This window comes from Bradyrhizobium sp. CCBAU 11361 (assembly GCF_028128935.1).
Classification (GTDB): domain Bacteria; phylum Pseudomonadota; class Alphaproteobacteria; order Rhizobiales; family Xanthobacteraceae; genus Bradyrhizobium; species Bradyrhizobium niftali.
On sequence record NZ_LBJZ01000197.1, the window covers coordinates 156,604 to 180,679 of the forward strand.

General features: G+C 64.7%; 22 protein-coding genes. 5 read left to right on the forward strand and 17 right to left on the reverse strand.

From position 1 onward, the window contains the following. Window positions 1-51 precede the first annotated feature (51 nt). From XI08_RS38865 to XI08_RS38900, 8 genes are all read right to left on the reverse strand, one after another. Entirely contained in the window at window positions 52-1,164 is a 1,113-nt protein-coding gene (locus XI08_RS38865; RefSeq protein WP_271578481.1) for a polyamine ABC transporter substrate-binding protein, read from the reverse strand. A gap of 6 nt (window positions 1,165-1,170) precedes the next feature. Beyond that, a complete protein-coding gene (locus XI08_RS38870; RefSeq protein WP_271578482.1) occupies window positions 1,171-2,349 on the reverse strand; it encodes an aminotransferase in 1,179 nt (392 codons plus the stop codon). An 8-nt stretch (window positions 2,350-2,357) separates the two neighbouring features. Further along, entirely contained in the window at window positions 2,358-2,684 is a 327-nt protein-coding gene (locus XI08_RS38875) for a rhodanese-like domain-containing protein (protein WP_008139644.1), read from the reverse strand. Between the two features lie 368 nt (window positions 2,685-3,052). Then, a complete protein-coding gene (locus XI08_RS38880) occupies window positions 3,053-4,984 on the reverse strand; it encodes a potassium transporter Kup (protein ID WP_271578483.1) in 1,932 nt (643 codons plus the stop codon). Window positions 4,985-5,124: 140 nt separating this feature from the next. Further along, window positions 5,125-7,023, reverse strand: a complete 1,899-nt coding sequence (locus XI08_RS38885; RefSeq protein ID WP_271578484.1) for a potassium transporter Kup — start codon at window positions 7,021-7,023, stop codon at window positions 5,125-5,127. Between the two features lie 204 nt (window positions 7,024-7,227). Beyond that, on the reverse strand, window positions 7,228-8,058 hold the full coding sequence (locus tag XI08_RS38890) for an OmpA/MotB family protein (RefSeq protein ID WP_011086582.1): 831 nt from the start codon (window positions 8,056-8,058) through the stop codon (window positions 7,228-7,230). Window positions 8,059-8,081: 23 nt separating this feature from the next. After that, window positions 8,082-8,855, reverse strand: coding sequence for a motility protein A (locus XI08_RS38895; protein ID WP_027543260.1), 774 nt, complete (start codon window positions 8,853-8,855; stop codon window positions 8,082-8,084). Between the two features lie 214 nt (window positions 8,856-9,069). Next, on the reverse strand, window positions 9,070-9,894 hold the full coding sequence (locus tag XI08_RS38900) for an SDR family NAD(P)-dependent oxidoreductase (protein ID WP_271578485.1): 825 nt from the start codon (window positions 9,892-9,894) through the stop codon (window positions 9,070-9,072). Between the two features lie 101 nt (window positions 9,895-9,995). Between XI08_RS38900 and XI08_RS38905 the strand changes: the two genes are divergently transcribed. Continuing rightward, window positions 9,996-10,289: a hypothetical protein gene (locus XI08_RS38905; RefSeq protein WP_271578486.1), complete on the forward strand. Its 294-nt coding sequence runs from the start codon at window positions 9,996-9,998 to the stop codon at window positions 10,287-10,289. 17 nt (window positions 10,290-10,306) lie between these two features. On the opposite strand, the gene XI08_RS38910 is transcribed toward XI08_RS38905, so the two are convergent. From XI08_RS38910 to XI08_RS38925, 4 genes are all read right to left on the reverse strand, one after another. Next, window positions 10,307-11,026 carry an RraA family protein gene (locus XI08_RS38910; RefSeq protein WP_271578487.1) on the reverse strand — a complete coding sequence of 240 codons (720 nt, stop codon included), beginning with the start codon at window positions 11,024-11,026 and terminating at the stop codon, window positions 10,307-10,309. Between the two features lie 120 nt (window positions 11,027-11,146). After that, window positions 11,147-12,028 (reverse strand): CDP-alcohol phosphatidyltransferase family protein, encoded by an 882-nt coding sequence (locus tag XI08_RS38915; RefSeq protein WP_271578488.1) that lies wholly within the window; start codon window positions 12,026-12,028, stop codon window positions 11,147-11,149. A gap of 87 nt (window positions 12,029-12,115) precedes the next feature. Next, window positions 12,116-12,820, reverse strand: coding sequence for a phosphatidylserine decarboxylase (locus XI08_RS38920; RefSeq protein ID WP_256374855.1), 705 nt, complete (start codon window positions 12,818-12,820; stop codon window positions 12,116-12,118). Between the two features lie 77 nt (window positions 12,821-12,897). Continuing rightward, window positions 12,898-14,853 (reverse strand): ABCB family ABC transporter ATP-binding protein/permease, encoded by a 1,956-nt coding sequence (locus XI08_RS38925; RefSeq protein WP_271578489.1) that lies wholly within the window; start codon window positions 14,851-14,853, stop codon window positions 12,898-12,900. A gap of 200 nt (window positions 14,854-15,053) precedes the next feature. On the opposite strand from XI08_RS38925, the gene XI08_RS38930 reads away from it, so the two are divergent. After that, window positions 15,054-15,659: a TIGR00730 family Rossman fold protein gene (locus XI08_RS38930; protein ID WP_271578490.1), complete on the forward strand. Its 606-nt coding sequence runs from the start codon at window positions 15,054-15,056 to the stop codon at window positions 15,657-15,659. A gap of 4 nt (window positions 15,660-15,663) precedes the next feature. Here the strand turns inward: XI08_RS38930 and XI08_RS38935 are convergent, their stop codons facing one another. The 4 genes from XI08_RS38935 to cysS form a co-directional block, all read right to left on the reverse strand. Continuing rightward, on the reverse strand, window positions 15,664-16,041 hold the full coding sequence (locus tag XI08_RS38935; protein WP_271578491.1) for a VOC family protein: 378 nt from the start codon (window positions 16,039-16,041) through the stop codon (window positions 15,664-15,666). 136 nt (window positions 16,042-16,177) lie between these two features. Further along, complete coding sequence (cimA, locus tag XI08_RS38940) at window positions 16,178-17,776, reverse strand: citramalate synthase (RefSeq protein ID WP_271578492.1); 1,599 nt, start codon at window positions 17,774-17,776, stop codon at window positions 16,178-16,180. After that, complete coding sequence (locus tag XI08_RS38945; protein ID WP_027544500.1) at window positions 17,773-18,264, reverse strand: GNAT family N-acetyltransferase; 492 nt, start codon at window positions 18,262-18,264, stop codon at window positions 17,773-17,775. The genes cimA and XI08_RS38945 overlap by 4 nt, the downstream gene beginning before the upstream one ends. 115 nt (window positions 18,265-18,379) lie before the next feature. Continuing rightward, window positions 18,380-19,762 carry a cysteine--tRNA ligase gene (gene cysS / locus XI08_RS38950; protein ID WP_271578493.1) on the reverse strand — a complete coding sequence of 461 codons (1,383 nt, stop codon included), beginning with the start codon at window positions 19,760-19,762 and terminating at the stop codon, window positions 18,380-18,382. Window positions 19,763-20,048: 286 nt separating this feature from the next. Here cysS and XI08_RS38955 point away from each other — a divergent pair, with 286 nt between their 5' ends. Beyond that, window positions 20,049-20,354 carry a hypothetical protein gene (locus tag XI08_RS38955; protein ID WP_271578494.1) on the forward strand — a complete coding sequence of 102 codons (306 nt, stop codon included), beginning with the start codon at window positions 20,049-20,051 and terminating at the stop codon, window positions 20,352-20,354. 130 nt (window positions 20,355-20,484) lie between these two features. Beyond that, window positions 20,485-21,678: a DUF2865 domain-containing protein gene (locus tag XI08_RS38960; RefSeq protein ID WP_271578495.1), complete on the forward strand. Its 1,194-nt coding sequence runs from the start codon at window positions 20,485-20,487 to the stop codon at window positions 21,676-21,678. A 54-nt stretch (window positions 21,679-21,732) separates the two neighbouring features. On the opposite strand, the gene XI08_RS38965 is transcribed toward XI08_RS38960, so the two are convergent. Continuing rightward, the gene (locus tag XI08_RS38965; RefSeq protein ID WP_027544504.1) at window positions 21,733-22,641 is read right to left on the reverse strand and encodes a DUF2189 domain-containing protein; all 909 of its coding nucleotides are present in this window, start codon (window positions 22,639-22,641) and stop codon (window positions 21,733-21,735) included. A 527-nt stretch (window positions 22,642-23,168) separates the two neighbouring features. On the opposite strand from XI08_RS38965, the gene XI08_RS38970 reads away from it, so the two are divergent. Then, window positions 23,169-24,002 (forward strand): cytochrome c oxidase subunit II, encoded by an 834-nt coding sequence (locus XI08_RS38970; RefSeq protein ID WP_027544505.1) that lies wholly within the window; start codon window positions 23,169-23,171, stop codon window positions 24,000-24,002. The last annotated feature ends 74 nt before the right edge of the window (window positions 24,003-24,076 follow it).

The window sequence follows — 24,076 nt, forward strand, 5'->3', positions numbered from 1 at the left end:
TCCCGGGCATGACGACCGAGCAAGGGGAGCGTCCGCTCCGTCTCAGCCCGTCTACCGCCCCGTCTTCACCTTGGTCCAAAGCCTATTGATGATGCGCTGGGTGGCCGGCTCACGCGCCGTGATGACGAACAGTTTTGCGAGCGTCGCCTCGTCCGGATAGATGTTCTTGTCGTTCAAAATTTTCGGATCGACCAGCTTCTGGCTGGCGAGGTTGCCGTTGGCGTAGGACAGGAAGTCCGAGTTCTTGGCGGCAACGTCCGGGCGGTAGAGATAGTTGATCAGCTCGTAGGCTTCCTTGACGTTCTTGGCATCCGCGGGGATCGCGAGATTGTCGAAGAACATCTGCGCGCCCTCCTTCGGGATCGTGTAGCCGATCTCGACGCCGCTCTTGGCCTCGGCCGCGCGAGCGCGGGCCTGCATGATGTCGCCGGACCAGCCGACCACGAAGCAGATCTCGCCGGTGGCGAGCGCGCTCAGATATTCGGACGAGTGGAATTTTCGCACCGACGGGCGGACCTTGGCGACCGCATCGGCGGCCTTTTCCAGGTCCGCCTGCTTGGTCGAGTTGGGATCGAGCCCGAGATAGCTCAGCGCCGCCGGAAAGATGTCGTCGGCGGAGTCGAGCATGTGCACGCCGCAGTCTTTGAACTTGGCGAGGTTCTCCGGCTTGAAGACGATGTCCCAGCTGTCGATCTTGGCGTCTGCGCCCAGGATCTGCTTCACCTTGGCGACGTTGTAGCCGATACCCGTGGTGCCCCACATGTAGTTGGCGGCGTAGACGTTGCCGGGATCGTAGATGCCGAGGCGCTGCGTCACCACCGGCCAGGCATTGCTCAGGTTCGGCAGCTTCGACTTGTCGAGCTTCTGGAAGATGTTGGCCTTGATCTGGCGCTGCAGGAAATAGGCCGTGGGCACCACGACGTCGTAGCCGGACTTGCCGGCCATCAGGCGCGTCTCCAGCGTCTCGTTGGCGTCGAAGGTGTCGTAGACGACCTTGATGCCGGTCTCCTTGGTGAAGGCCTCAAGGACATCTGGTGCCATGTAGTTGGACCAGTTGTAGAAGTTGACGACCCGCTCCTCGGCTCCGGCGGGAGCGGAGAACAACGTCAGCGCCGCGGCGATCGCGAGACCAAAGCCAAGTCCGGAGCGGCCGACGTTCGTCATCTCAGTCTACCTCTTGCGTCCGCGCACCGCGTCCGACAGCCGCTCTAGCGCGGTGTCGAGCGTCTGGTCCTTCTTGGCAAAGCAGAAGCGGACCACCGAGGTCACCGGGTCCTGCTCGTAGAAGGCCGAGACCGGGATCGCCGCGACCTTGTAATCCTTCACGATGCGCCAGCAGAACTCGGTGTCGCTCTCGTTCAGCCCGAGCGGTGATAGGTCGACGGTGAGGAAGTAGGTTCCTTGCGACTTCAGCACGGGGAAGCCGAGGCTTTCGAGGCCCCTGGTCAGGCGGTCCCTGCTCCGCGTCAGGTCCTTGCGCATCGACAGGAAGTAGTCGTCGGACTTGCCGAGGCCATAGGCGACGGCGGCCTGCAGGTTCGGTGCGGTGGTGAAGGTCAGGAACTGGTGCACCTTGGCGGCCACGCGCAGCAGCGGCGGCGCGGCGCAGACAAAGCCGATCTTCCAGCCGGTCAGCGAGAAGATCTTGCCGGCCGAGCCGACCTTGATGGTGCGATCGCGCATGCCGGGGATGGTGATCAGCGGGATGTGCTTGTGCTCGTCGAAGGTGACGTGCTCCCAGACCTCGTCGCAGATCGCGATGACGTCGAACTCCTGGCAGTAGCGCGCGAGCAGCTCGAGGTCCTCGCGCGGATAGACCACCGCGGAGGGATTTAAGGGATTGTTGAACAGCACCGCCTTGGTCTTTGAATTGAAGACGCTTTTCAGCATGTCCTCATTGAGCCGCCAATGCGGCGGCTCGAGCCGGACGAGGCGCGGAATGCCGCCGGCCTGGCGGATGATCGGCAGGTAGGAATCATAGACCGGCTGGAAGCACACCACCTCGTCGCCGGGCTGCACCACCGCGAGGATGGCCGAGGTCAGCGCCTCGGTGCCGCCGGAGGTGACCATCACCTCGCTCATGGGATCGAGCTTGAGGCCGTGCCAGTGGCCGTAATGGGTCGCGATCGCCTGGCGCAGCTCCGGCAGGCCCATCATCGACGGGTACTGGTTGTAGCCGTTCAGCGAGGCATCGGCCGCGGCGCGGCGGATGTCCTCAGGTCCCGGATCGTCAGGAAAGCCCTGGCCGAGATTGATGGCGGCGTTGTCGCGGGCGGCCTGCGACATCGCCTCGAAGATGGTGACGGGAAGGTCGGCGAAGACCTTGTTGAGGGACGAGCTCTTGGACATCGGCCGGATCAGCCACCGACCTTGCTGGGAAGACCCGCCGCCTTCCAGCCGAGCATGCCGCCGGCGAGATGCTTGTCGTAAGGCAGGCCCGCCGCCTGCGCCGCGAGCGAGGCCGTCACCGAGCGCTTACCCGAGCGGCAGGCGAACACGACCTCCTTGCCTTGGGGATCGGGGATCGCCTTGGGGTCGAAGGTCGAGAGCGGAACCACGACGCCGTAAGGATAGGCCTCGGCCTCGACCTCGTTCGGCTCACGGACGTCGACGAGCAGATAGCGGCCCTCCGCGACACCCTTAGAGACCTCGTCCGGGGTCAGATCCTGTACTTGATTTGCCACATCATCCTCCAACGTCGCGAGCCGCAGCCGGGGCGATCCCGGCGGGCGGCAACCTCGCCTCTCGGGCAGCGAAAATCAAGCGCTACAATGGCTTGAGCCGCGCGGCGCAAGTTAAAGCTAAATCGCAGCGACTTGAAGTCCGGCTTTCAGGATGCCTGAAAATCCTGCTTCGCGTCCCACCACGCGCTCGGTGTCATTCCCCGCGACCCGGCTACGCCAAGGCTTCGCCGGGGTTGAGGTCCAGGGGCGCCGAAGCTTTAGCGTAGGCGGCAAGCGGGGAATCCAGTACGCCGCGGCCTATCGATTCAACCACAACTGTCTCGAAGTACTGGATCGCCCGGTCAAGCCGGGCGATGACAGCGGTGGCGCTAGATCGTCACCTGCGTTCCGACCTCGACCACGCGGCCGCTAGGGATCTGGAAATAGTCGGTGGCGTCGTTGGCGGAGCGGCTGAGCGAGATGAATAGCCGGTCCTGCCAGCGCGGCATGCCGGAATGGACGGCAGGCTTGAGCGCCCTGCGGGACAGGAAGAACGAGGTCGACATGATGTCGAACTGCCAGCCGAGCTTGCGGGCGATCGCCAGCGCCTTCGGTACGTTAGGCGATTCCATGAAGCCGAACTTCAGCGTCACCTTGGAGAAGGTCGGACTGATTTGCTCCAGCCTGACGCGCTCGGCCGGGTCGATCCGCGGGGTCTGCGCAGTCTCGATGGTGAGAATGACGTTCTTCTCGTGCAGCACTTTGTAGTGTTTCAGACTATGCATCAGCGCGGTCGGAGCGCTGAGCGGGTCCGAGGTCAGGAACACGGCAGTTCCGGGCACGCGCTGCGGCGGCCGCTTCTCCAGCATCGCCACGAGGTCGGCGAGCGGGAACTCGAGCTTGCGCGACTTCTCGAACAGCAGCCGGCTGCCGCGCCGCCACGTGTACATCAGGATGATCATGAGCGCGCCGAGCGCGAGCGGAACCCAGCCACCTTCGAACACCTTGAGCAGGTTGGCGGCCAGGAAGGTCAGGTCGAGGAACAGGAAGGGCGCGATCAGCGCAGCCGCCGCGAGCGGCGACCACCGCCAGACCTTCCAGATCACGACAAAGCCCATCATCGCGGTGACCACCATGGTGCCGGTGACGGAGATGCCGTAGGCGGACGCCAGCGCGCTGGAGGAGCGGAACAGCAGCACCAGGAGCACCACCGCGACCAGCAGGAGCTGGTTGATGCGCGGGATGAAGATCTGGCCGGAATGGGCTTCAGACGTATGGCGAATTTCAAAACGCGGCAGCAGCCCCAGTTGGATCGCCTGGCGCGTCAGCGAATAGGCGCCGGTGATGACGGCCTGGCTTGCGATGACGGTGGCGGCGGTGGCGAGCACGACCATGGCGCCGCGGATCCAGCCTTGCGGAAACAATTGGAAGAACGGGCTCTCGATCGCTCCGGGATCGCCGAGCACGAGCGCCCCCTGCCCCAGATAGTTCAGCGCCAACGACGGCAGCACGATGAACAGCCAGGCGGTCTGGATCGGCCGCTTGCCGAAATGGCCGAGATCGGCATAGAGCGCCTCCGCACCGGTGACTGCCAGGAACACCGCGCCCAGCGTCACGAAGCCGATGATGCCGTGGTGAAGCATGAAGGACACGGCGTAGAGCGGATTCAGCGCGAACAGCACCTGCGGCTGCTGGATGATCGGATGGATCGCCGCCACCGAAATGACCGCGAACCAGACGCACATGATCGGGCCGAAAAAGGCAGCGACGCGAGCGGTGCCGCGCGACTGCACGGCGAACAGGCCGACCAGGATGATCACGGTCAGCGGCACGATGTAAGGCTCGAAATGCAGCGTGACGTCCTTCATGCCTTCGATCGCCGACAGCACCGAAAGCGCGGGGGTGATGACGGCGTCGCCGTAGAACAGGGCGCCGGATATGATGCCGAGCAGGACGATGGTTGCCCCGCCGGTGCCGACCGCGCGCTGGGCCAGCGCCATCAGCGCCAGCGTGCCGCCCTCGCCGTTGTTGTCGGCGCGGAGCAGGATCACAACGTATTTGAGCGTCACCACGACGATGAGAGCCCACAGGATCAGGGAGAGCACGCCGAGCACGGCCGCCGGCGTGGCGAGCCCCTCGGTGCCCGAGGAGGCCACCGTCACCGCCTCACGGAACGCGTAGAGTGGGCTGGTGCCGATGTCGCCATAGACCACGCCGATGCTGCCGAGCGTCAGCGCACCGAAACCGGCTGTGGTGTGGGCCTCGCCATGGCCATTGGCCGCCGCCGTTTCCGGGGCGGGAACTGCTACGTCGCTTGTCATGGGAGAGCCCGGTGGCCTCTAAAAATGCTTCACTGCACAACGGCGGAAGAGCGCGGGCTTATAGTCCTGCGCTGCCGGCATAGCCTAGCCCGTTTATGGGCCCTCGCCATGCAAATTTCGCATAGATCCGCCAATTGCGATCAAATGGTGACTTGGGTGCCGACTTCAACCACCCGCCCCGTGGGAATCTGGAAATAGTCAGTCGCGTCGTTGGCGGACCGGCTCAGCGCGATGAACAGATGGTCCTGCCAGAGCGGCATGCCCGACTGCGCCGAGGCCTTCAGCGACCTTCGCGACACGAAGAACGACGTCGACATGATGTCGAACTGCCAGCCCTGCTTGCGCGCGATCGCGAGCGCCTTGGGGACGTTCGGCTGCTCCATGAAGCCGAAGCGCAGGCGGACCTTCGAGAACTTGTCGCTGACCTTCTCCATGCGGAACCGCTCCGACAGGTCCACCCGCGGCGTCTGCGCGGTCTCGATGGTCAGGATCACGTTGTGCTCGTGCAGCACCTTGTTGTGCTTGAGGTTGTGCAGCAGCGCGGTCGGCACGAAGGATGGATCGCTGGTCAGGAACACCGCGGTGCCCTTGACGATGTGCGGCGGCCGCTTCTCCAGGCTCCGGATCAGATCGTCCAGCGGCACCTCGATCCGGCGCGTCTTCTGGATCAGAATTCCGGTCCCCTTGCGCCAGGTCCAGATCGTCCCTGCCATGGCCGCGCCGAACAGCAGCGGCACCCAGGCGCCTTCGAGCAGCTTGAGCAGATTGGCGCTGAAGAAGCTCATGTCCACGACGACGAAGGGCAGGATAACCACCGCAGCCGTCGCCGCGCGCCAGTTCCACAATTTCCAGATCACCACGAAGCCCATGATCCCGTCGGCCACCATGGTGGTGGAGACCGCAATGCCGTAGGCCGAAGCCAGATTGCTGGGGGTGTGGAACAACAGCACCAGCAACATCACGCCGATCAGCAGCAGCCGGTTCACGCGCGGCAGATAGATCTGGCCGGCATGGGTTTCGGAGGTGTAGCGCACCTCGAAGCGCGGCAGCAGGCCGAGCTGCACGGCCTGATAGACCAGAGAATAGGCGCCGGTGATCACCGCCTGGCTCGCGATCACGGTCGCCGCGGTCGCAAGCCCGACCAGCGGTAGCACCAGATGCTCCGGCACCATGCGGTAGAAGGAGTGCTCGATCGCGCTCGGATCGGACAGCACCAGCGCGCCCTGCCCGAAATAGTTGATCAGCAGCGAGGGCAGCACGAAGAACATCCAGGCCGACTGGATCGGCTTGCGGCCGAAATGGCCGAGATCGGCGTAGAGCGCCTCGCCGCCGGTCACCGCCAGGAACACCGCGCCCAGCGTCACCAGGCCAATCGTGCCATGCGAGAGCAGGAATTGCAGCGCGTAATAGGGATTGATCGCGGCCAGCACCGACGGATCGTCGGCGATGTGAACGGCGCCCATCACCGCAATACACGTGAACCAGACCACCATCACCGGCCCGAAGGCCGAGGCCACCAGCGCAGTGCCCTTGCTTTGCACCGCGAACAGCATCACCAGGATGATGACGGTGAGCGGCACCACATAGTGCTCGAACGCGGGGGTCACGAGCTTCAGGCCCTCGACCGCCGACAGCACCGAGATCGCCGGCGTGATCATGGAATCGCCGATGAACATGGAGGCGCCGACCACGCCGAGCGCGAGCAGGAACCAGCTGCGCCGCCCCAGCGCACGCTGGCCGAGCGCCATCAGCGAGAGCGTGCCGCCCTCCCCGTTGTTGTCGGCGCGCAACAGCAGCAGCACGTATTTGGCGGTGACGACGATCAACAGCGCCCACAGGATCAGCGAGAGCACACCGAGCACCATGACCCGCGTGACCGGCTCACCATGGGCCGCGCCCCGCACCGCCTCGTGGAATGCGTAGAGCGGCGAGGTGCCGATGTCGCCGAAAACGACACCGATGCTCCCGAGCGTAAGCGCCCAAAAGCCTGAGGTGACCGGCCCTTCCTGGGTCTCGGCCTGTGTGATGCTCGCCGTCATGAAGATGGAAAACGCTTCGTCCCTGAATTTGATCCGGCGCCTTTTGACGCTTCCGGCGCGCCTGTCAATCGGCACCCCACCTTAGCAGGCGCTGAGCCGAATGCTGTGACGGCGCGGCCACGCTCGTCGCCAGCGCGACGACATGCCTCAGGTAAGATAGTAGCGCAAGTGCGCCAGCGCGGCCCTTCGGGTCCGGATCATGCCCTACGGCTTCAAATTCGGCGGCAGCGGCGGGTCTTCGCGCATCAGGGTGATGGTCACGCGCCGGTTGGCGGCCAGCGAGGGATCGTCCGGAAACAGCGGCTGGGTGTCCGCCTTGCCGGAGACGGCGAAGATGTGCGAGGCCGGCAGGCCCTCGCGCTCGAGGATCTGCCGCACGGCATTGGCGCGGTCGGCCGACAGATCGAAGGCACCGTAGTCACTGCGGGTCGGCACGAAACCGGCGGCGGTGTGGCCGGCGATGGAGACGCGGAGCGGCGTGGCCTTGAGCGGAATCGCCAGCTTCTCGACCAGGCGGCGGGTGCGGTCATAGGGCACCTTGGAGCCGTCAGCGAACATCGAGCGGCCGTCCTGGTCGACGATTTCGAGATTGAGACCCTGCTTGGTCTCCTCGAACATGATGTGCTTGGACATCTCGGTCAGTTCCGGCATGTCCTGCAAGGCCTGCCGCAGCGAGGCCGCGGCGAGCGCGAAATTGCGGTCGACCTTGATCTTCGCCCCCGACGTACGGTCGCGGTCCTCCTGGTCCGGGGTCGGCGTGTTGGAGGCATCCTCGGGCTGGATATGGTCGACGTTCTTCAGCCGCGGGCGCGTCGGCAGGCCGTCGGATTCGACAATGCCGGCGTAGCGCGCCTCGCTCTGCACGCCGAAGGCGTCGCGCATCGAGCCGGCGACGATCTTCAGCTTGTTGGCGTCCTGCGTCGAGAATGCGACGAGCATCACGAAGAAGCTCATCATCAGGCCCATCAAATCGGCGAAGGTCACGAACCAGCCGTGACCGCCTCCGTGAGCATCGCCGCGCTTCTTCTTGGCCATGTCTGTCTGTCCCGGCGGGCGCGTTACGCCGGCACCGGCTCGCCATCGGCGTGGCGGTGCTTCTCCGGCAGATAGGCCAGCAGCATTTCGCGCACCAGCGTCGGGCTCTTGGAGTCGCGGATCATCAGGATGCCGTCGATGATCAGGGTGCGGTTGGTCTCTTCATCCAGCAGCTTGCCGTGCAGCTTGTCGGCGATCGGCAGGCAGAACAGGTTCGCGACGAGCGCGCCGTAGAGCGTTGCGAGCAGCGCGGTCGCCATGAACGGGCCGAGCTTGGAAGGGTCGGTCATGTTCGCGAACATCTGCACCATGCCGATCAGGGTGCCGATCATGCCGAAGGCCGGGGCGCAGTCGCCGATGGCACGATAGATCTTGCTGCCCTCGTCGAGATGCATCAGGAAGTTGTCGCGGTCGCGCTCGAGATTGTCGCGGATAAAGTCGAGGTCGTAACCGTCGGCGACATAGCGGATGCCCTTGGCGAGGAACGGCTCGTCGGTCTCGACCTTTTCGAGACCCACCGGGCCCTGCTTGCGGGCGATCTCGGCGATGCGGGCGAGCTCGTCGACGAGGTCGTGCGCCGACAGCCGGCTCATGGTGAAGGCGAACTTGGCGCCGAGCGGAAGGCCGTGCAGGAGCGCGCTGAGCGGAAAGCGGATCATGGTGGCGGAGATCGAGCCGCCGAAGATGATGATCATCGCATGTTCGGAGATGAACATGTGAAGGTCGCCGCCCATGAAGATCATCGCAGCGATGACGATGATGCCCGCCGTGAGCCCAACGCCCGTCATGATATCCATGAGAGACTCCAAACGCGTACGCAACAACGGCCGTCCTGGCCGCTGGCGCGGCCCAACCCCGAACCGCATCGGAAACCCTAGAGCGCCGCCCTTAAAGCCGCGTAAAGGTTAAGTTGAGCCGGCGCTCCGGACTGGCACTGCGCGCTGAAAGGACGCCGGCTTTGCCGTCCGCCGACAGGAATCTCAACACTTCGCTAACCATAACTGCGGCGCGCTAGGACGACAGTCCTGTCAGCTTGAGGCTGAGCACGCGCAGGCGCTTGCGGGCGTCGGCATTATAGGCCTGCGGATTGGCACGGGCTTCGTTCATTCCGTTGAAAAACAAGCCGCTCTTGCCCGCGACGTCGTCGCCTTCGACCAGATGGAGGATCGCCGCACCACCCTGCTCCACCGTCGAGATCGGCGTAATGCCGCCGGCACGCACCATCGTGGTGTTCATGTAGGTCGCCGGATGCAACGAATTGACGGTGACACCGGCGCCCTTCAGTTCCTCCGCAAGATCAACGGTGAACATGATCTGCGAAAGCTTGCTCTGCGCATAAGCACGCGAACCGCTGTAGCCCTTCGTGATCATGACGTCGTCGAAATCGATCGGATGTTGACCAAGGGAAGCGACATTGACGATCCGCGACGGGGCCGCGGCCTTCAACAGCGGCAGCAAGAGATGGGCCAGCAGGAAACCCGAGAGATAATTGACGGCAAAACGCAGCTCATGACCATCGGCGCTGACCTGACGCTGCGGCCCGTCATTCTGCGAGCCGATGCCGGCGTTGCTGACGAAGACGTCGAGACGCTGGTGATCACGTTTCACGGCTTCCGCGAGTGCGCGCGTGCCCGACATCGACGACAGGTCCGCCTGGTAGAAGATCGGCGCGGCATGACCGGCTTTCACGATCTCGTCGATCAGCGTCTTTGCGCGCGCCGCATCGCGGCCGTGGATCAGGACCTTCGCGCCCTCGGCCGCCAGCCGGCGCGCGGCGTAGCGGCCGACGCCGTCGGTCGAGCCCGTGATCAGGACCGTCTTGTCATTCATCTTCATCGCAGGCCCTCCGACTGCGGCCCTAGGCCACATCCGTGACCAGGAATCATACAGTATTCTATGGCCGGTGCGGCATGCTCCATCTCAGGAGCCGATTTGCAATGTTGACGCTGTTCAGTCTTCTCACCGCGCTTCCTGCGGTTCTGGCGCTTCATCTGCTCGAGCCGGAACTCGTCCTACCGGCGTTCAGCGTCCTGCTCTTTGTCGAAGCCGCTTTCACAGTGATCGCAGCACGCCTGCTTCACGTCACCGGCCATGCCGAAGGCATCACGCTGTGGGATCTTGCCGGCGGCTTCACCCTGATCGGATGTGCCGCCGCAATGTTCGGCGAGCCGGATCAGGCTGCCCTGTTCCTGATGGAACAGGACGGCCCACGGCCGGCATCGCGGCCGTAGGTCGTTCGGTCAGCCCGTCAGTGAATCTCCGACGAGCGCTTCAGCGCGGCCTTCAGCTTCTCCAGCGAGAAGTCGGGGCTGCGGGCGATCTCCAGGATCGGGGTCTCGCGGCGGCCGCAGAGCTCGGCGGCTTCCGGCAGCCTTGCGGCAACGTCGAGCGGGATCACGATGGCGCCGTGCTGATCGGCATGGATGAGATCATCGGACTTCACGGTCATGCCGGCGACGCGGACTTCGCCGCCGAAGCTCTCGGCATGCACCCAGGCATGCGACGGGCCGATCGAGCCGGCCAGCGCCTGGAAGCCAGGGGCCCATTGCGGGATGTCGCGGATCGAGCCGTCGGTGATGACACCGAGGCAGCCGAGCGCCTTGTGCACGTTGCTCTGCACCTCGCCCCAGAACGCGCCGTAGCCGACGTCGGGACCGTCGATGTCCTGGATCACCGAGATACGCGGCCCGTGCCCGGTGCCGACATATTCGTAATATTCGATGCGGCGCTTCGACTGCTCTTCGGCAGGCAGCGAGGATTTCAGCACCGAGCGGATCGCAACCGTGCGGGCATAGCCGACGATCGGCGGCAGGTCGGGGAACGGACAAACCAGTTGCTTGGTGGTGTAGCCGATCAGCCGCCGCTCGGGCGCCACGATCTCCATGGCATTGCAGATCGTCGGCGTATCATAGCGGCCCAGCGCTTCAAGGACGGAAGCGGGCAGCGGCCCGGTCGCAGTATTCGTCACGGCGTTCTCTCCCAGATTGGCGGCTGATTGACGCGATGCCGCCGGTACAGGGCGATATAGCCGAGATCGGGCCTCAACCCAACTCAGTGCGCCTTCATGGCAGATATCCGCGAAAAACGTTCAGTGCAGCCGTCCGGGCCGGTCGTCGTCGTGCGGCGGCTCGGACAGGTTTGCCAGCGTCGGCGCCGAAGGCGGCGAGGAGACCTCGCCTCCCGCAGGCGAGGCGGCCTCCATCGCGCGCGCCTGGTCGCGATAGGATTTGTAGCCGAGCGGCAAAGCGAGAAGATACAGCACCGTGCCGATCGACAGCACGTGCCAGGGATAGGCGATCAGGATAGCGATGAAGACGATCACCGCGACGAAGGCCGGCAGCACCAGCTCGGGCGGCACGCGCATGCGCTTGGTCTTGCCGGAGAACACCGGCAGGCGCGACACCATCAGGAAGGCGATCAGCAGCGTATATGCCGCCGTCACCGCCGCGGGCGCGCGGCCGAGATCGAGGAACGCGGCGTAGATCGGCAGCAGAACGGTGATCGCGCCCGCGGGCGCCGGCACGCCGGTGAAGAAGTTGGCGGCGAAGGCCGGCTTGTTGGGATCGTCCATGGTGGCGTTGAAGCGCGCAAGACGCAGGCCGCCGGAGATCGCGAACACCATCGCGGCGATCCAGCCGGCATTGCCGAGCTCGTGCAATTGCCAGAAATACAGCATCAGTCCGGGCGCGACGCCGAAATTGACGAAGTCGGCGAGGCTGTCGAGCTCGGCCCCGAACTTGGACTGGCCCTTGATCATGCGCGCGATGCGGCCGTCGATGCCGTCCAGCGCGGCCGCAAACACGATGGCGTAGACGGCGAGCGACATCCGCCCTTCGATCGACAGCCGGATCGACGTCAGGCCCGCGCAGATCGCCAGCAGCGTGATGACGTTGGGCACCAGCATCCGCACCGGAATGGGGCGGAACCGCCGGCGGCGAACGTCAGGGTCTTTGAAATCATAGGGCGTCATGGCTCGTCCTCACCTTGAGGCGAGATATAGCAAGCCGCGTCCCCCTCCGCCATTGCGGCGGAAGGCCCTCATGGACCGACTTATTGGTTAATTGGCGCGGTAGGCGCGGCTCGGGTCCTCGCCGGCAAGATCGGCCAAAATCGTCTCGCCGGCGATCGCGGTCTGCCCTTCCGACACCAGCGCCTTGGTGCCGACAGGCAGATAGACGTCGAGGCGCGAGCCGAAGCGGATCAGGCCGAACCGCTCGCCGGCGCCGATCGCCTGGCCCTCCCTGACGAAGCAGACGATCCGCTTGGCGATCAGGCCTGCAATCTGGACCACGCCGATCCGCGCCGTGGGCGTCGTGATCACCAGCGAGTTGCGCTCGTTGTCCTCGCTCGCCTTGTCGAGCTCGGCATTGATGAAGAGGCCGGGCCGGTAGGCGATGCGGTCCACCCTGCCCGCGATCGGGCTGCGGTTCACGTGGCAGTTGAATACGCTCATGAACACCGAGATGCGCGGCAGCGGCCGGTCGCCGAGCCCGAGCTCGGCCGGCGGCAGCGCCATGGTGATCATCGAGACCCGGCCGTCGGCCGGCGACACCACCAGCCCCTCGCGCACCGGCGTCACCCGCACGGGGTCGCGGAAGAACAGCGCGCACCACACGGTGAGGATGGTGCCAATCCACCCCAACGGCGACCACAGCCAGAACAGGACCAGGCTTGCCAGTGCAAAGCCGCCGATGAAGGGATAGCCCTCCTTGTGGATCGGCGGGATCTGACGCTGGATCGAATCGAGAATGGACATCGCTATCTGCCGCTCAGGGTTGATGGCGCAGGTCGTCCCGCGCGGTGGAGTTGTTTAGGCCAGAGTTGGGACCGGAGACAAGGTCACTCCGCAGCCGCAGGCGTCGTCAGGACGTCCTCGACCGGCGGCGGCTCCCGGTTGGGCGCCTCGCTGGTATCGGCCATCTTGGCCAGCTTCTCGCGCGCGGCCTCCGCCTCGCGCTGCCTGTTCCACATGCTGGCATAGAGGCCGCCCTGCGCAAGCAGCTTTGCGTGGGTGCCACGCTCGGCAATCCGGCCCTGCTCCAGCACGATGATCTCGTCGGCGCCGACGATGGTCGAAAGCCGGTGCGCGATCACCAGCGAGGTGCGGTTCTTCGCCACGCGGTCGAGAGCGCCCTGGATCTCGTGCTCGGTGTGGGTGTCCAGCGCGGAGGTCGCCTCGTCCAGCACCAGGATCGGCGGCGCCTTCAAGACGGTGCGCGCGATCGCGACGCGCTGCTTCTCGCCGCCCGACAGTTTCAGGCCGCGCTCGCCGACCTGGGTCTCATAGCCCTTCGGTGCCATGCGGATGAAAGTGTCGATCTGCGCCAGCTGCGCGGCCTGCTCGACCTCGGCATCGCTGGCGTCCCAGCGGCCGTAGCGGATGTTGTAGCGGATGGTGTCGTTGAACAGCACGGTGTCCTGCGGCACCATGCCGATGGAAGCGCGCAAGCTCGCCTGCGTGACCTCGCGGATATCCTGGCCGTCGATCAGGATCCTGCCGCCGGAGATGTCGTAGAGGCGGAACAGGAGCCGCGAGATGGTCGACTTGCCGGCGCCGGACGGACCGACGATCGCGACCGACTTGCCGGCCGGCACCTCGAAGCTGATGCCCTTCAGGATCGGACGCGCCGGCTCATAGGCGAAGCGCACGTCCTCGAAACGCAGATTGCCAGCGGAGACGACCAGCGGCAGCGCATCGGGCGCGTCCTTGATCTCGGCCTCGCGTCCCAGCACACCAAACATCTTCTCGATGTCGATGATCGCCTGCTTGATCTCGCGATAGACCATGCCCATGAAGTTCAAGGGCTGGTAGAGCTGGATCATCATGGCGTTGACCAGCACGAAATCGCCGACCGTGTTGGTGCCGTCGCGCACGCCGATCGCGCACATCAGCATGGTCGCGGTCAGGCCCAGCGTGAAGATCACGGCCTGGCCGGTGTTGAGCACCGCGAGCGACGTATAGGCCTGGACGCTCGACTCCTCGTAGCGCGCGACCGAGCGGTCGTAGCGCTGCGCCTCGCGCGCCTCGGCGCCGAAATATTTCACGGTCTCGTAGTTGAGCAGCGAGTCGATCGCCTTGGTGTTCGCCTCGGTGTCGGAATCGTTCATCTTGCGGCGAATGCCGATCCGCCACTCGGTCGCGATGTAGGTGTAGTACATGTAGACCGCGACCGTGATCAGCGTCGCCACCACGTAGCGCCAGTCGAACTGCCAGAGCAGCACGGCCAGGAGCAGCGAAACCTCGACGATGGTCGGGATCAGCTGGAGGATCACCATGCGCACGATGACCTCGATGCCCTCGCGGCCGCGCTCGAGCACGCGCGTCAGGCCGCCGGTCTTGCGCTCGAGGTGGAAGCGCAGCGACAGCTCGTGCATGTGAATGAAGGTGATGGTGGCGAGCTTGCGCACCGCATGCATGGCGACGCGCGCGAAGAGGCCGTCGCGCCATTGCGTCAGCACCGCCATCAGGATGCGCGTCGCGCCGTAACTGGCGGTCAGCAGCAATGGCGAGGCGATCACCCAGAGGTGCCAGTTGTCGGGCAGCACCGGCGCGGTGTTGGCGCCGGTCAGCGCGTCGGTCGCCCATTTGAAGCTGAACGGCACCGTCAGCGTGATCAGCTTGGCGGCGAGCAGCAGCACCATCGACCAGACCACGCGCATCTTCAGGTCGAAGCGGTCGCCCGGCCAGATATAGGGCCACAGATGCGCCAGCGTGCCCATCAGGGTGGCCCGCTCGAGCGGCCCGCCGGCGGGATCTGGCACGTCGGCGCCGGGCGGCGAATGAGGTTGGTCCATCAAGAAGCCTGAAAGCCCGCCGGATGCGGGCGCGCTGCGATTAACGATTTTCGTTCGTCATATAGAAGCTTCCTGGGGCGAGCGCACCCCGCCAGATGGCGAATCTTTGATTGTTTGTCGCCGTTTACCGGTAGATTTCCGGGAGGTCCGAATCACCGATTGGGCTTGACGCCTCTTCGCTGCAATGCATCATGGCACCAATGAGCACGATCAAAACCGTTTGCGTCTATTGCGGCTCCGGCCCCGGAACCAATCCCCGCTTCACCGAAGGCGCCAAGGCGTTCGGCAAGGCGCTCGCCGAGAACAACATCCGCCTGGTCTATGGCGGCGGCTCGCTCGGCCTGATGGGCTCGGTCGCAACCTCCGTCCTCGATAACGGCGGCACCGTCACCGGCATCATCCCCGAATTCCTGCGGATGCGCGAGAATGCGCTGACGCGCGTGCAGGAGATGATCGTCACCCCCGACATGCACGAGCGCAAGCGGCTGATGTTCGAACGCTCCGACGCCTTCGTGGCGCTGCCGGGCGGTGTCGGCACGCTGGAGGAGCTGGTCGAGCAGCTGACCTGGAAGCAGCTCGGCCGTCACGCCAAGCCCGTGCTGCTCGCCAATTTCGACAATTTCTGGGAGCCGCTGTTCTCGCTGCTGTCGCACATGCGCCAGACCGAGTTCATCCGTGCCGGCCTCTCGGTGGACATCCTCAAGGCCGATCGGGTCGAGGAGATCCTGCCGAAGCTGAAGGCCGCCGTGGCAAAGCTCGCCGAGGCGGAAAAAGAGCTCGCTCCGGAAGTCGCGCGCAAGCTCTGACGCCCTACTCCGCGGGAAACGTCACCGCCTCGATCCGGTTGCCATCGGGATCGACGACGAAGGCCGCGTAGTAGCGCACGCGATCGTGCGGGCGGATGCCCGGCGCGCCGTCGGATGCGCCGCCGGCGGACAGCGCTGCCACGTGAAACGCATCGACCTCGGCCGTCGTCTTCGCCCGCAGGCAGATGTGCACGCCGCTCTCCGGGGCTACGCGCGGCATGCCCTCGCGCAAGTTGATCCAGAATTCAGGATAGGCCTTGCCGAAGCCGACCGTCCGCGGCCGCGTGACGAGACGCGTGAGGCCGAGGGCGGCGAGCGTCGCCTCGTAGAATCTTGCGGAGCGATCGAGATCGCTGACGCCGACGGAGATGTGGTCGATCATGTGCTGCCCTCCTCACCCCAACTGTCATCGCCGGCTTGACCGGGCGATCCAGTATTCCGAGACGCCCGAGAACTACCGAGAAGCTGCGGCGTACTGGATACCCCGCTTTCGCGGGGTATGACAGCCGTAGCGGGTCTTACGCCGGCGCACCCGATTTCACGAGCTTGTAGATCACCGAATCCATCAGCGCCTGGAACGAGGCGTCGATGATGTTCGGGGACACGCCGACCGTGGTCCAGCTGTCGCCGTTCTCGTCCTCGCTCTCGATCAGCACGCGGGTGACCGCGCCGGTGCCGCCATTGAGGATGCGCACGCGGTAGTCGATCAGCTTCAGGCCCTCGATGTATTTCTGGTACTTGCCGAGGTCTTTTCGCAAGGCGACGTCGAGTGCGTTGACGGGGCCGTTGCCTTCGGCCGCCGAGATCAGATGCTCGCCGGCGACGTCGACCTTGACGACCGCGAGCGCCACCGTGACGCGCTCGCCGAGCGCGTTGTAGCGCTGCTCGACATTGACGTCGAACTGCTCGACCTCGAAATACTGCGGCACCTTGCCGAGCGTGCGGCGCGCCAGCAGATCGAACGAGGCGTTGGCGGATTCGTAGGCGTAGCCGGCCGCCTCGCGCTCCTTCAGCTCCTCGACCAGACGCATCAGCTTCGGATCGCTCTTTTCATAGGCGATGCCGGCGCGGTCGAGCTCGGCGATGACGTTGGAGCGGCCGGCCTGGTCCGAGACCAGCACCTTGCGGTGATTGCCGACCAGTTCAGGCAGGACGTGCTCGTAGGTCTGCGGATCCTTCAGCACGGCGGAGGCGTGGATGCCGGTCTTGGTGACGAAGGCGCTCTCGCCGACATAGGCCGCATGCCGGTTCGGCACGCGGTTGAGCATGTCGTCGAGCGTGCGCGACACCTTGACGAGGGTCGCGAGCTTCTCGGCGGTGACGCCGATCTCGAAAGCGTCGGCAAACTCCTTCTTCAGCTTCAGGGTCGGGATCAGCGAGCAGAGATTGGCGTTGCCGCAGCGCTCGCCGAGGCCGTTCAGCGTGCCCTGGATCTGCCGCGCCCCGGCGCGCACCGCGGCGAGCGAATTCGCCACCGCCTGCTCGGTGTCGTTATGGGCGTGGATGCCGACGTGATCGCCGGGGATGTGCTTGGTCACCTCGGTGACGATGGCCTCGACCTCGTTCGGCATGGTGCCGCCATTGGTGTCGCACAGCACCACCCAGCGGGCGCCGGCCTCGTAGGCGGCCTTGGCGCAGGCGAGCGCGAAGCTGGCGTCCTCCTTGTAGCCGTCGAAGAAATGCTCGCAGTCGAGCATCACCTCGCGGCCGGCGGCCTTCGCCGCCGCGACGCTGTCGCGGATCGAAGCGAGGTTTTCTTCCCTGGTCGTCTCCAGCGCGACGCGTACCTGATAGGCCGAGGACTTCGCCACGAAGCAGATCGCATCGGCCTTGGCTTCGAGCAGCCCGGCAACGCCGGGATCGTTGGAGACCGAGCGCCCGGCGCGGCGCGTCATGCCGAAAGCGGTGAAGCGCGCGTGATTGAACTTCGGCTTGCTGCCGAAGAACTCGGTATCGGTTGGATTGGCGCCGGGATAGCCGCCCTCGACATAGTCGATGCCGAGCTCGTCCAGCATCGCCGCGATGATCTGCTTGTCCGTCAGCGTGAAATCGACGCCGTTGGTCTGCGCGCCGTCGCGCAGCGTGGTGTCGAACAGATAGAGGCGCTCCTTGCTCATTGCGATGCTCCGAGCGTCTTCTTCATGGTGGTGTTGGCGAGCCACTCGTCGTTGACGGTGATGCTGTTGCGCTGCATGGCGACATAGCCGCGCTTGGCGAAGAAGCCCTGCGCGGTGTCGCTGGCATCGACCGACAGGCTTTTCGCGCCGCGGCCGCCGGCAAGCTTCTCCAGCGCATCGACCAGCATGGTGGCGATGCCCTGCCCGCTGACTGCCGGATGCACATAGAGCATGCGGATGTGGTCGGCCCCTTGCAGCGAGGCGAAGCCGACGGGCGAGCCCTCCAGCGTCGCAATCAGCGTCAGGTCGGCGGCGAGCCGCTTGCCGAACTCTTCGGTTTCGGCAGCCTCCATCCAGGCCTGCTGCTGCGCCTCGTTGTAGTCGTCGCCGGTCAGCTCCTCGATGCTCGCAGCGAAGATCGCGGCGAGCACCGGCACGTCATCAGGCAGGAAGGGCCGCAAGCCCGGCTTTGGCAAAGTCTGTCCCATCGTCTTCACCACATCCCATAGAGCTTGAGCGCAAGTGCCACTGCGGCGGCGAGCAGCAGGATCTTCAGCGCGATGTAATAGAGCCAGTGCCGCGGAAAAGGCGTGTCGGGCCGCATCATCGCGAAAACTCCCAGGTCGTCCCTTCCTTGGAGTCCTTGATCGCAACGCCCATCGCGGCGAGCTGATCGCGGATGCGGTCGGACTCTTTGAAGTCCTTCCGCCCACGGGCCGCGGTCCGCTCCGCGATCAGGCGCTCGACCTCCCCGGCATCGACCCCGCTCGCCTGCTGTTTGCGAGCTTCCCACTGCGCAGCGCTCTCGGAGAGGAAGCCGAGCAGCCGCAGCGATCCCGCCAATGCGCTCACGTCGCTGTTGCGCAGGCCATGCAGCGCCGCAATCGCCAGGGAGGTGTTGAGGTCGTCGAGCAGCGGTTCGACCACGGACGCGGCCGGCCGGCCGGGATCGACGTCGGCCGCGACGCGATACCAGTCGTCGAGCGTCTTGGCGCTCTCCTCCAGCGATTTCATGGTCCAGTCGATCGGCGAGCGGTAATGCGTCTTCAGCATGTTCAGGCGCAGCACCTCGCCCGGCCAATCCGCCAGCAGCTCATGGATGGTGATGAAGTTGCCGAGGCTCTTCGACATCTTCTCGCTCTCGACCTGGAGGAAGCCGTTGTGCATCCAGTAGTTCGCCATCCGCTCCCGGTGGAAGGCGCAGCAGGTCTGCGCCACCTCGTTCTCGTGATGCGGAAACACTAGATCGATACCGCCACCGTGGATGTCAAAATGCTCGCCGAGGTGCTTCCAGGCCATGGCCGAGCACTCGATGTGCCAGCCCGGGCGTCCCTGCGCAGCGATGCCGGCCGGCGACGGCCACGACGGCTCGCCGGGCTTGGACGGCTTCCACAGCACGAAGTCGGTGTTGTCCCGCTTGTAGGGCGCGACATCGACGCGGGCGCCGGCGATCATCTCGTCCAGCGAGCGATTGGACAGCGCGCCATAGTGCGGCAGGGTGGAATTGGCCGCGTTCATCGCCTGCGGCGAGAACAGCACGTGGTCCTCGGCGACATAGGCAAAGCCGCCGGCGACGAGCCGTTCGGTGATCTCGCGCATCTCGCCGATATGCTCGGTCGCGCGCGGCTCGACGCTCGGCCGGAGCGCGCCGAGCGCATCGACGTCGGCGTGAAACTGCTTGCCCGTCTGCTCGGTGACCTTGCGGATCGCCTCGTTCAGCGGCAGGCCCGGAAAGTCGCGCGCGGCGCGGTCGTTGATCTTGTCGTCGACGTCGGTGATGTTGCGGACGTATTTGACGTGCGCCTCGCCATAGAGATGGCGCAGCAACCGAAACAGCACGTCGAACACGATCACCGGCCGGGCATTGCCGATATGGGCGAAGTCATAGACCGTCGGTCCGCAGACATACATGCGGACGTTGCTCGCATCGAGCGGCACGAACGGCCGCTTCTCCCTGGTCAGCGTATCATAGAGGCGCAATTCCATATGGACACCCGTCGGCTGTTGGCCGGGCGTCCAGTGCTCTCAATGTTTTTGAGAAAAGACGGCTCCAGCCAGCGAATCGCTAGCTCGTAATCTCGCAAATCGTGCAAATGGCGAGGAGACCGTTCATGCGGGAACATATGGGCTATGAGGCGGCCCCGCGTCAAGAGAGCCGCGAAAATGCCGTTCTATCTCCGCAAAGCACGGCCGCCCCGCCATGATGGTTCATCATCATTAACCTTTTGAGTTTATTCGAGATGCTGGCGGTTCCCCCAGCCCCGGTATTTTCATGCGACCCATACTCGCGCTCATTTCCTGTGCCACCATCGTCGCGTCATCCGGCGCATTCGCCGAGACCCGCGTCTTCATCATCGCCAACCAGGCGGACGGCTACGGCATCGACCAGTGCCTGGCCAAGGGCGACAAATGCGGCGCGCAGGTCGCGCGCACCTATTGCCAGTCACGGGATTTTGCCCAGGCCTCGGCCTACCGCCGGGTCGATCCCGACGAAATTACCGGCTCTGTCCCCAAAACCGGCGCAAACTGCTCCCATGGCCGTTGCGACGAATATGTCGCAATCACCTGCCAGCGCTGAATTCGCTCGGAGCTGGCGGACCTTAGGCCCAATCTTTGGCCCCTGAAACGACGTGACGATGCCGCAGGAAGCGGCTATGGGAGGGCGCGCTTCGGCCCTTCATGTCACATTGGGCCGTGACCTCGCTAGAATGGCGGATATGCCTGAATTTTTGACTCTCTCCCGTGCCCGCTCGATCCTTGCCTGCACCGTGCTCCTGAGCACCGTGATGCTTGCCAACGGCGCCTTCGCGCAGGCCGGCCCGCCCGGCCCGCCGCCTCAGCCCGGCCAGAACGGGCTCGGCCCCAATCCGATGTGCGTGCGACTGGAAGGCCAGCTCGCCGCGCTCGATCGTGGCGGCGGCGGTGACCCCGCGCGCGAAGACCAGATCCGCCGCTATCAGGATTCCCAGGCCAAGCAGCAGGCCGAGCTCGACCGCGTGACCATGCAGGCCAAGCGCATGGGCTGCGATTCCTCCGGCTTCTTCTCGCTGTTCAACGGCCAGTCGGCGCAGTGCGGCCCGGTCAACACCCAGATCCAGCAGATGCGCGCCAATCTGGACCAGATCACCGGCAATCTCGAACGCCTGCGTGGCGGCGGTCCCGGCGGCTTCAGCCCGGAACGCGACAGCCAGCGCCGCTCGGTGCTGGTGGCCCTCGCCCAGAACAATTGCGGCCCGCAATATGCCAACGCCGTGCAGTCGCAGGGCGGCGGCAACTTCCTGAGCAATCTGTTCGGCGGCAACAACGCCAACAATCCGCAGGCCGTGCCGCCCTCCGATCTCGGCCCGCAATCCGGCACCTACCGCACCGTATGCGTGCGCACCTGCGACGGCGCCTATTTCCCGGTCTCGTTTGCGACCGTGCCGGCGCGCTTTCCGGACGACGAGAAGACCTGCAAGGCGCTGTGCCCCGCCGCGGAAGCGGTGCTCTACACCCACCGCAATCCCGGCGAAGACATGAACTCCGCGGTCTCCGTCAGCGGCCAGCCCTACACGGCGCTGCCGACCGCATTCAAATTCCGCAGCGAGTTCAACCCGTCCTGCTCCTGCAAGGCGGCGGGACAGACCTGGGCCGATGCGTTGAAGTCGGCCGACGACAAGGCCGCGGCCGAGCAGCAGGGCGACATCATCGTCACCGAGGAGAGCGCCAAGAAGATGCAGCAGCAGCGGCTCAACAAGGGCACGCCTGCAACGACGACCAAGAAGGGTGCGCCTCCGGCGCCGACGACAGCCGCCGCGCCGGCCACGACACCGCTGGCGGATACCAGCACGGCTCCGACGAGTTCGGAGAACAAGCCGATCCGCTCGGTCGGCCCGACCTTCCTGCCACAGCAGCAGAAGTAGGCCCTAACCGGTCATGCCCCGCGCAGGAGGTCGCCGGTCACAGCCGTTTCACCGTTACTGCTCTCCCTCGCGGCTCCACGGGAAGAGATTGGCCGGAAAGTCCGCAGCGTAGCGCTTTCCCTTCGGGGGCGGCGACGGCTCGTCCGGTGGATTCGGATTCGGCTCGACCACCCGCCGATAGAGGTGCCAGGTCGCATGACCGAGCACCGGGAGGACGACAGCGAGACCGACGAAGAACGGCAGCGAGCCAATCACGAGCAGCGCCGCGACGATCAGCCCCCACCCCGCCATCGCGACCGGATTGGCGGCCACCGCCTGCAGCGAAGTTCGGATCGCATCGATCGCCGTCGCATGCCGATCGAGCATCAACGGAAACGATACGACGCTGACGCATAGGGCCGCGACCGCAAACAGGAAGCCGATACCGCAACCGACGATGATGAGCGACCATCCTTCCGGCGTGGTCAGCACGCGGGTTGCGAAGTCGGGAATGCTTGCAGCCGCCGCGTGACCGAAGATGGTGACATAGATCGCGTTCGCGACGCCGATCCAGACCCCGAACAGGACAAGCAGGAGCACGCCGAGCTCGAGCATGGCGCCGAAGGACGGTGCGCGCAGCACCTTGATCGCATCCCATGCATCGACCTCCTCGCCGCGCTCACGGCGACGGCTGAGTTCGTAGAGGCCGATCGCGGCAAAGGGACCGATCAAGGCAAAGCCTGCGGCCAGCGGAAACAGCAGCGGCAGGACCGAATGGCCGAGGACCATCCTGAACAGGACAAGACCGAGAACCGGATAGATCACGCAGACGACGATCGCGTGACTCGGCATCGCCTGGAAATCTTCCCAGCCCAGGCGCAGCACCTCTCTCAAGTCGGACAAGCCGATCTTACGAATGGGATAAGAGACCGCCTCACCGAACAGGTGGCGCTTTATGATCCTGTCGGGATAAAGAGTGGCCATGGACACACCCTCCTCTGCTGAAAGCCGCGGCGGAGAACGGCGCACTTTCCGGCCACGCGTATCCGCCCTTGTGTGCGGGAGACGCGATCGAGCCGAGTACGGCAGTTCCAGGCTCAACGAGGAAGGAGCTTAGCCGGACGAAACCCGTCGCGACCTGCGCCCCAAGCTTAGCGCGCGCGACGTGGAATGACCAGCACTCCCGACTGGGTGAAATAAGCGTCGCATATTTTGTGCGATGCACATCGAGAATGCGACTGTCGATGGCCAGCTTGCACGGCAACATGGATCGCCCGCGCCAGCTAAGCGTGTTGACATGCTATTGACGCCGGGTTCGCGGGGGATCATTTTAAAAGCATAGACGCCCGCAAAATTGGCGGTCGCGATCGAATATCGCGACCGGTTGAATGGGCGAGGCAATAGGCGCGGCGATGGCATCGATGTCATCCTAGAAGAGTCCGCCATCGCGACAGACGCGAGCTCCGCCCTGGATTCGTATCCGCAGCCTTCGATGGCAAGGATGGATCAGGATGGCTGTCGCATTGATACTGCTTCTGGTCGCGATCGGCTCGGTGCTGTTTCACCTCTACAGCCCGTGGTGGTGGACGCCGATCGCCACGAACTGGGCCTATATCGACCACACCATCAACATTACGTTCTGGATCACGGGCTTTGTTTTCGTCGCGGTCATCGCCTTCATGGCTTATTGCGTCTTCCGCTTTCACCACAAAGAGGGAAGACGGGCTGACTACAATCCGGAAAACAAAAAGCTCGAATGGTGGCTGAGCGTCGGAACCGGCGTCGGCGTCGCGGCCATGCTGGCGCCTGGCCTCGTGGTCTGGCACCAGTTCGTGACGGTGCCTGCGGATGCCACCGAGGTCGAGGTCATGGGGCAGCAATGGCAATGGAGCTTCCGCCTTCCGGGCAAGGACGGGCGGTTGGGCACGTCCGATGTCCGCAACATCGCTCCCGACAATCCGATGGGACTCAATCGCGACGACCCACACGCGCAGGACGACGTCGTGATCGAGAACGGCGACCTGCACCTTCAAATGGGAAAGCCGGTCAAGGTTCTCCTCCGCTCGGTTGATGTCCTGCACGATTTCTACGTGCCCGAATTCCGGGCCAAGATGGACATGGTTCCAGGCATGGTGACCTATTTCTGGATAACGCCGATCCGAACCGGAACGTTCGATGTTCTATGTGCGGAGCTTTGTGGCGCTGCTCATTATCAGATGCGGGCCAAGGTCATCATCGACGAAGAGCGTGAATATCACGCTTGGCTGGAGCAACAAAAGACGTTTGCCGAATTGTCGCCGGCAAAAGCCCTCGTGAAGGCGACGTACCAAACCGGTGGCAAGTAGCAAGCTGCCGCTGCGAAGATGGATCGGGTGCACGAGGCCAACGCCTCGCCCCCGATGGATACGACCGAGGAGGT

Bases quoted from the DNA above. Each gene is read 5' to 3' on its own strand.
- XI08_RS38865 (WP_271578481.1), bottom strand. From the start codon at position 1,164: ATGACGAACGTCGGCCGCTCCGGACTTGGCTTTGGTCTCGCGATCGCC.
- XI08_RS38935 (WP_271578491.1), bottom strand. From the start codon at position 16,041: ATGATCGACCACATCTCCGTCGGCGTCAGCGATCTCGATCGCTCCGCA.
- XI08_RS38895 (WP_027543260.1), bottom strand. From the start codon at position 8,855: ATGGATATCATGACGGGCGTTGGGCTCACGGCGGGCATCATCGTCATC.
- XI08_RS38870 (WP_271578482.1), bottom strand. From the start codon at position 2,349: ATGTCCAAGAGCTCGTCCCTCAACAAGGTCTTCGCCGACCTTCCCGTC.
- XI08_RS38890 (WP_011086582.1), bottom strand. From the start codon at position 8,058: ATGGCCAAGAAGAAGCGCGGCGATGCTCACGGAGGCGGTCACGGCTGG.
- XI08_RS38900 (WP_271578485.1), bottom strand. From the start codon at position 9,894: ATGAAGATGAATGACAAGACGGTCCTGATCACGGGCTCGACCGACGGC.
- cysS (WP_271578493.1), bottom strand. From the start codon at position 19,762: ATGGAATTGCGCCTCTATGATACGCTGACCAGGGAGAAGCGGCCGTTC.
- XI08_RS38915 (WP_271578488.1), bottom strand. From the start codon at position 12,028: ATGACGCCCTATGATTTCAAAGACCCTGACGTTCGCCGCCGGCGGTTC.
- XI08_RS38960 (WP_271578495.1), top strand. From the start codon at position 20,485: ATGGCGGATATGCCTGAATTTTTGACTCTCTCCCGTGCCCGCTCGATC.
- XI08_RS38970 (WP_027544505.1), top strand. From the start codon at position 23,169: ATGGCTGTCGCATTGATACTGCTTCTGGTCGCGATCGGCTCGGTGCTG.
- cimA (WP_271578492.1), bottom strand. From the start codon at position 17,776: ATGAGCAAGGAGCGCCTCTATCTGTTCGACACCACGCTGCGCGACGGC.
- XI08_RS38880 (WP_271578483.1), bottom strand. From the start codon at position 4,984: ATGACAAGCGACGTAGCAGTTCCCGCCCCGGAAACGGCGGCGGCCAAT.
- XI08_RS38955 (WP_271578494.1), top strand. From the start codon at position 20,049: ATGCGACCCATACTCGCGCTCATTTCCTGTGCCACCATCGTCGCGTCA.
- XI08_RS38905 (WP_271578486.1), top strand. From the start codon at position 9,996: ATGTTGACGCTGTTCAGTCTTCTCACCGCGCTTCCTGCGGTTCTGGCG.
- XI08_RS38930 (WP_271578490.1), top strand. From the start codon at position 15,054: ATGAGCACGATCAAAACCGTTTGCGTCTATTGCGGCTCCGGCCCCGGA.
- XI08_RS38885 (WP_271578484.1), bottom strand. From the start codon at position 7,023: ATGACGGCGAGCATCACACAGGCCGAGACCCAGGAAGGGCCGGTCACC.
- XI08_RS38925 (WP_271578489.1), bottom strand. From the start codon at position 14,853: ATGGACCAACCTCATTCGCCGCCCGGCGCCGACGTGCCAGATCCCGCC.
- XI08_RS38945 (WP_027544500.1), bottom strand. From the start codon at position 18,264: ATGGGACAGACTTTGCCAAAGCCGGGCTTGCGGCCCTTCCTGCCTGAT.
- XI08_RS38965 (WP_027544504.1), bottom strand. From the start codon at position 22,641: ATGGCCACTCTTTATCCCGACAGGATCATAAAGCGCCACCTGTTCGGT.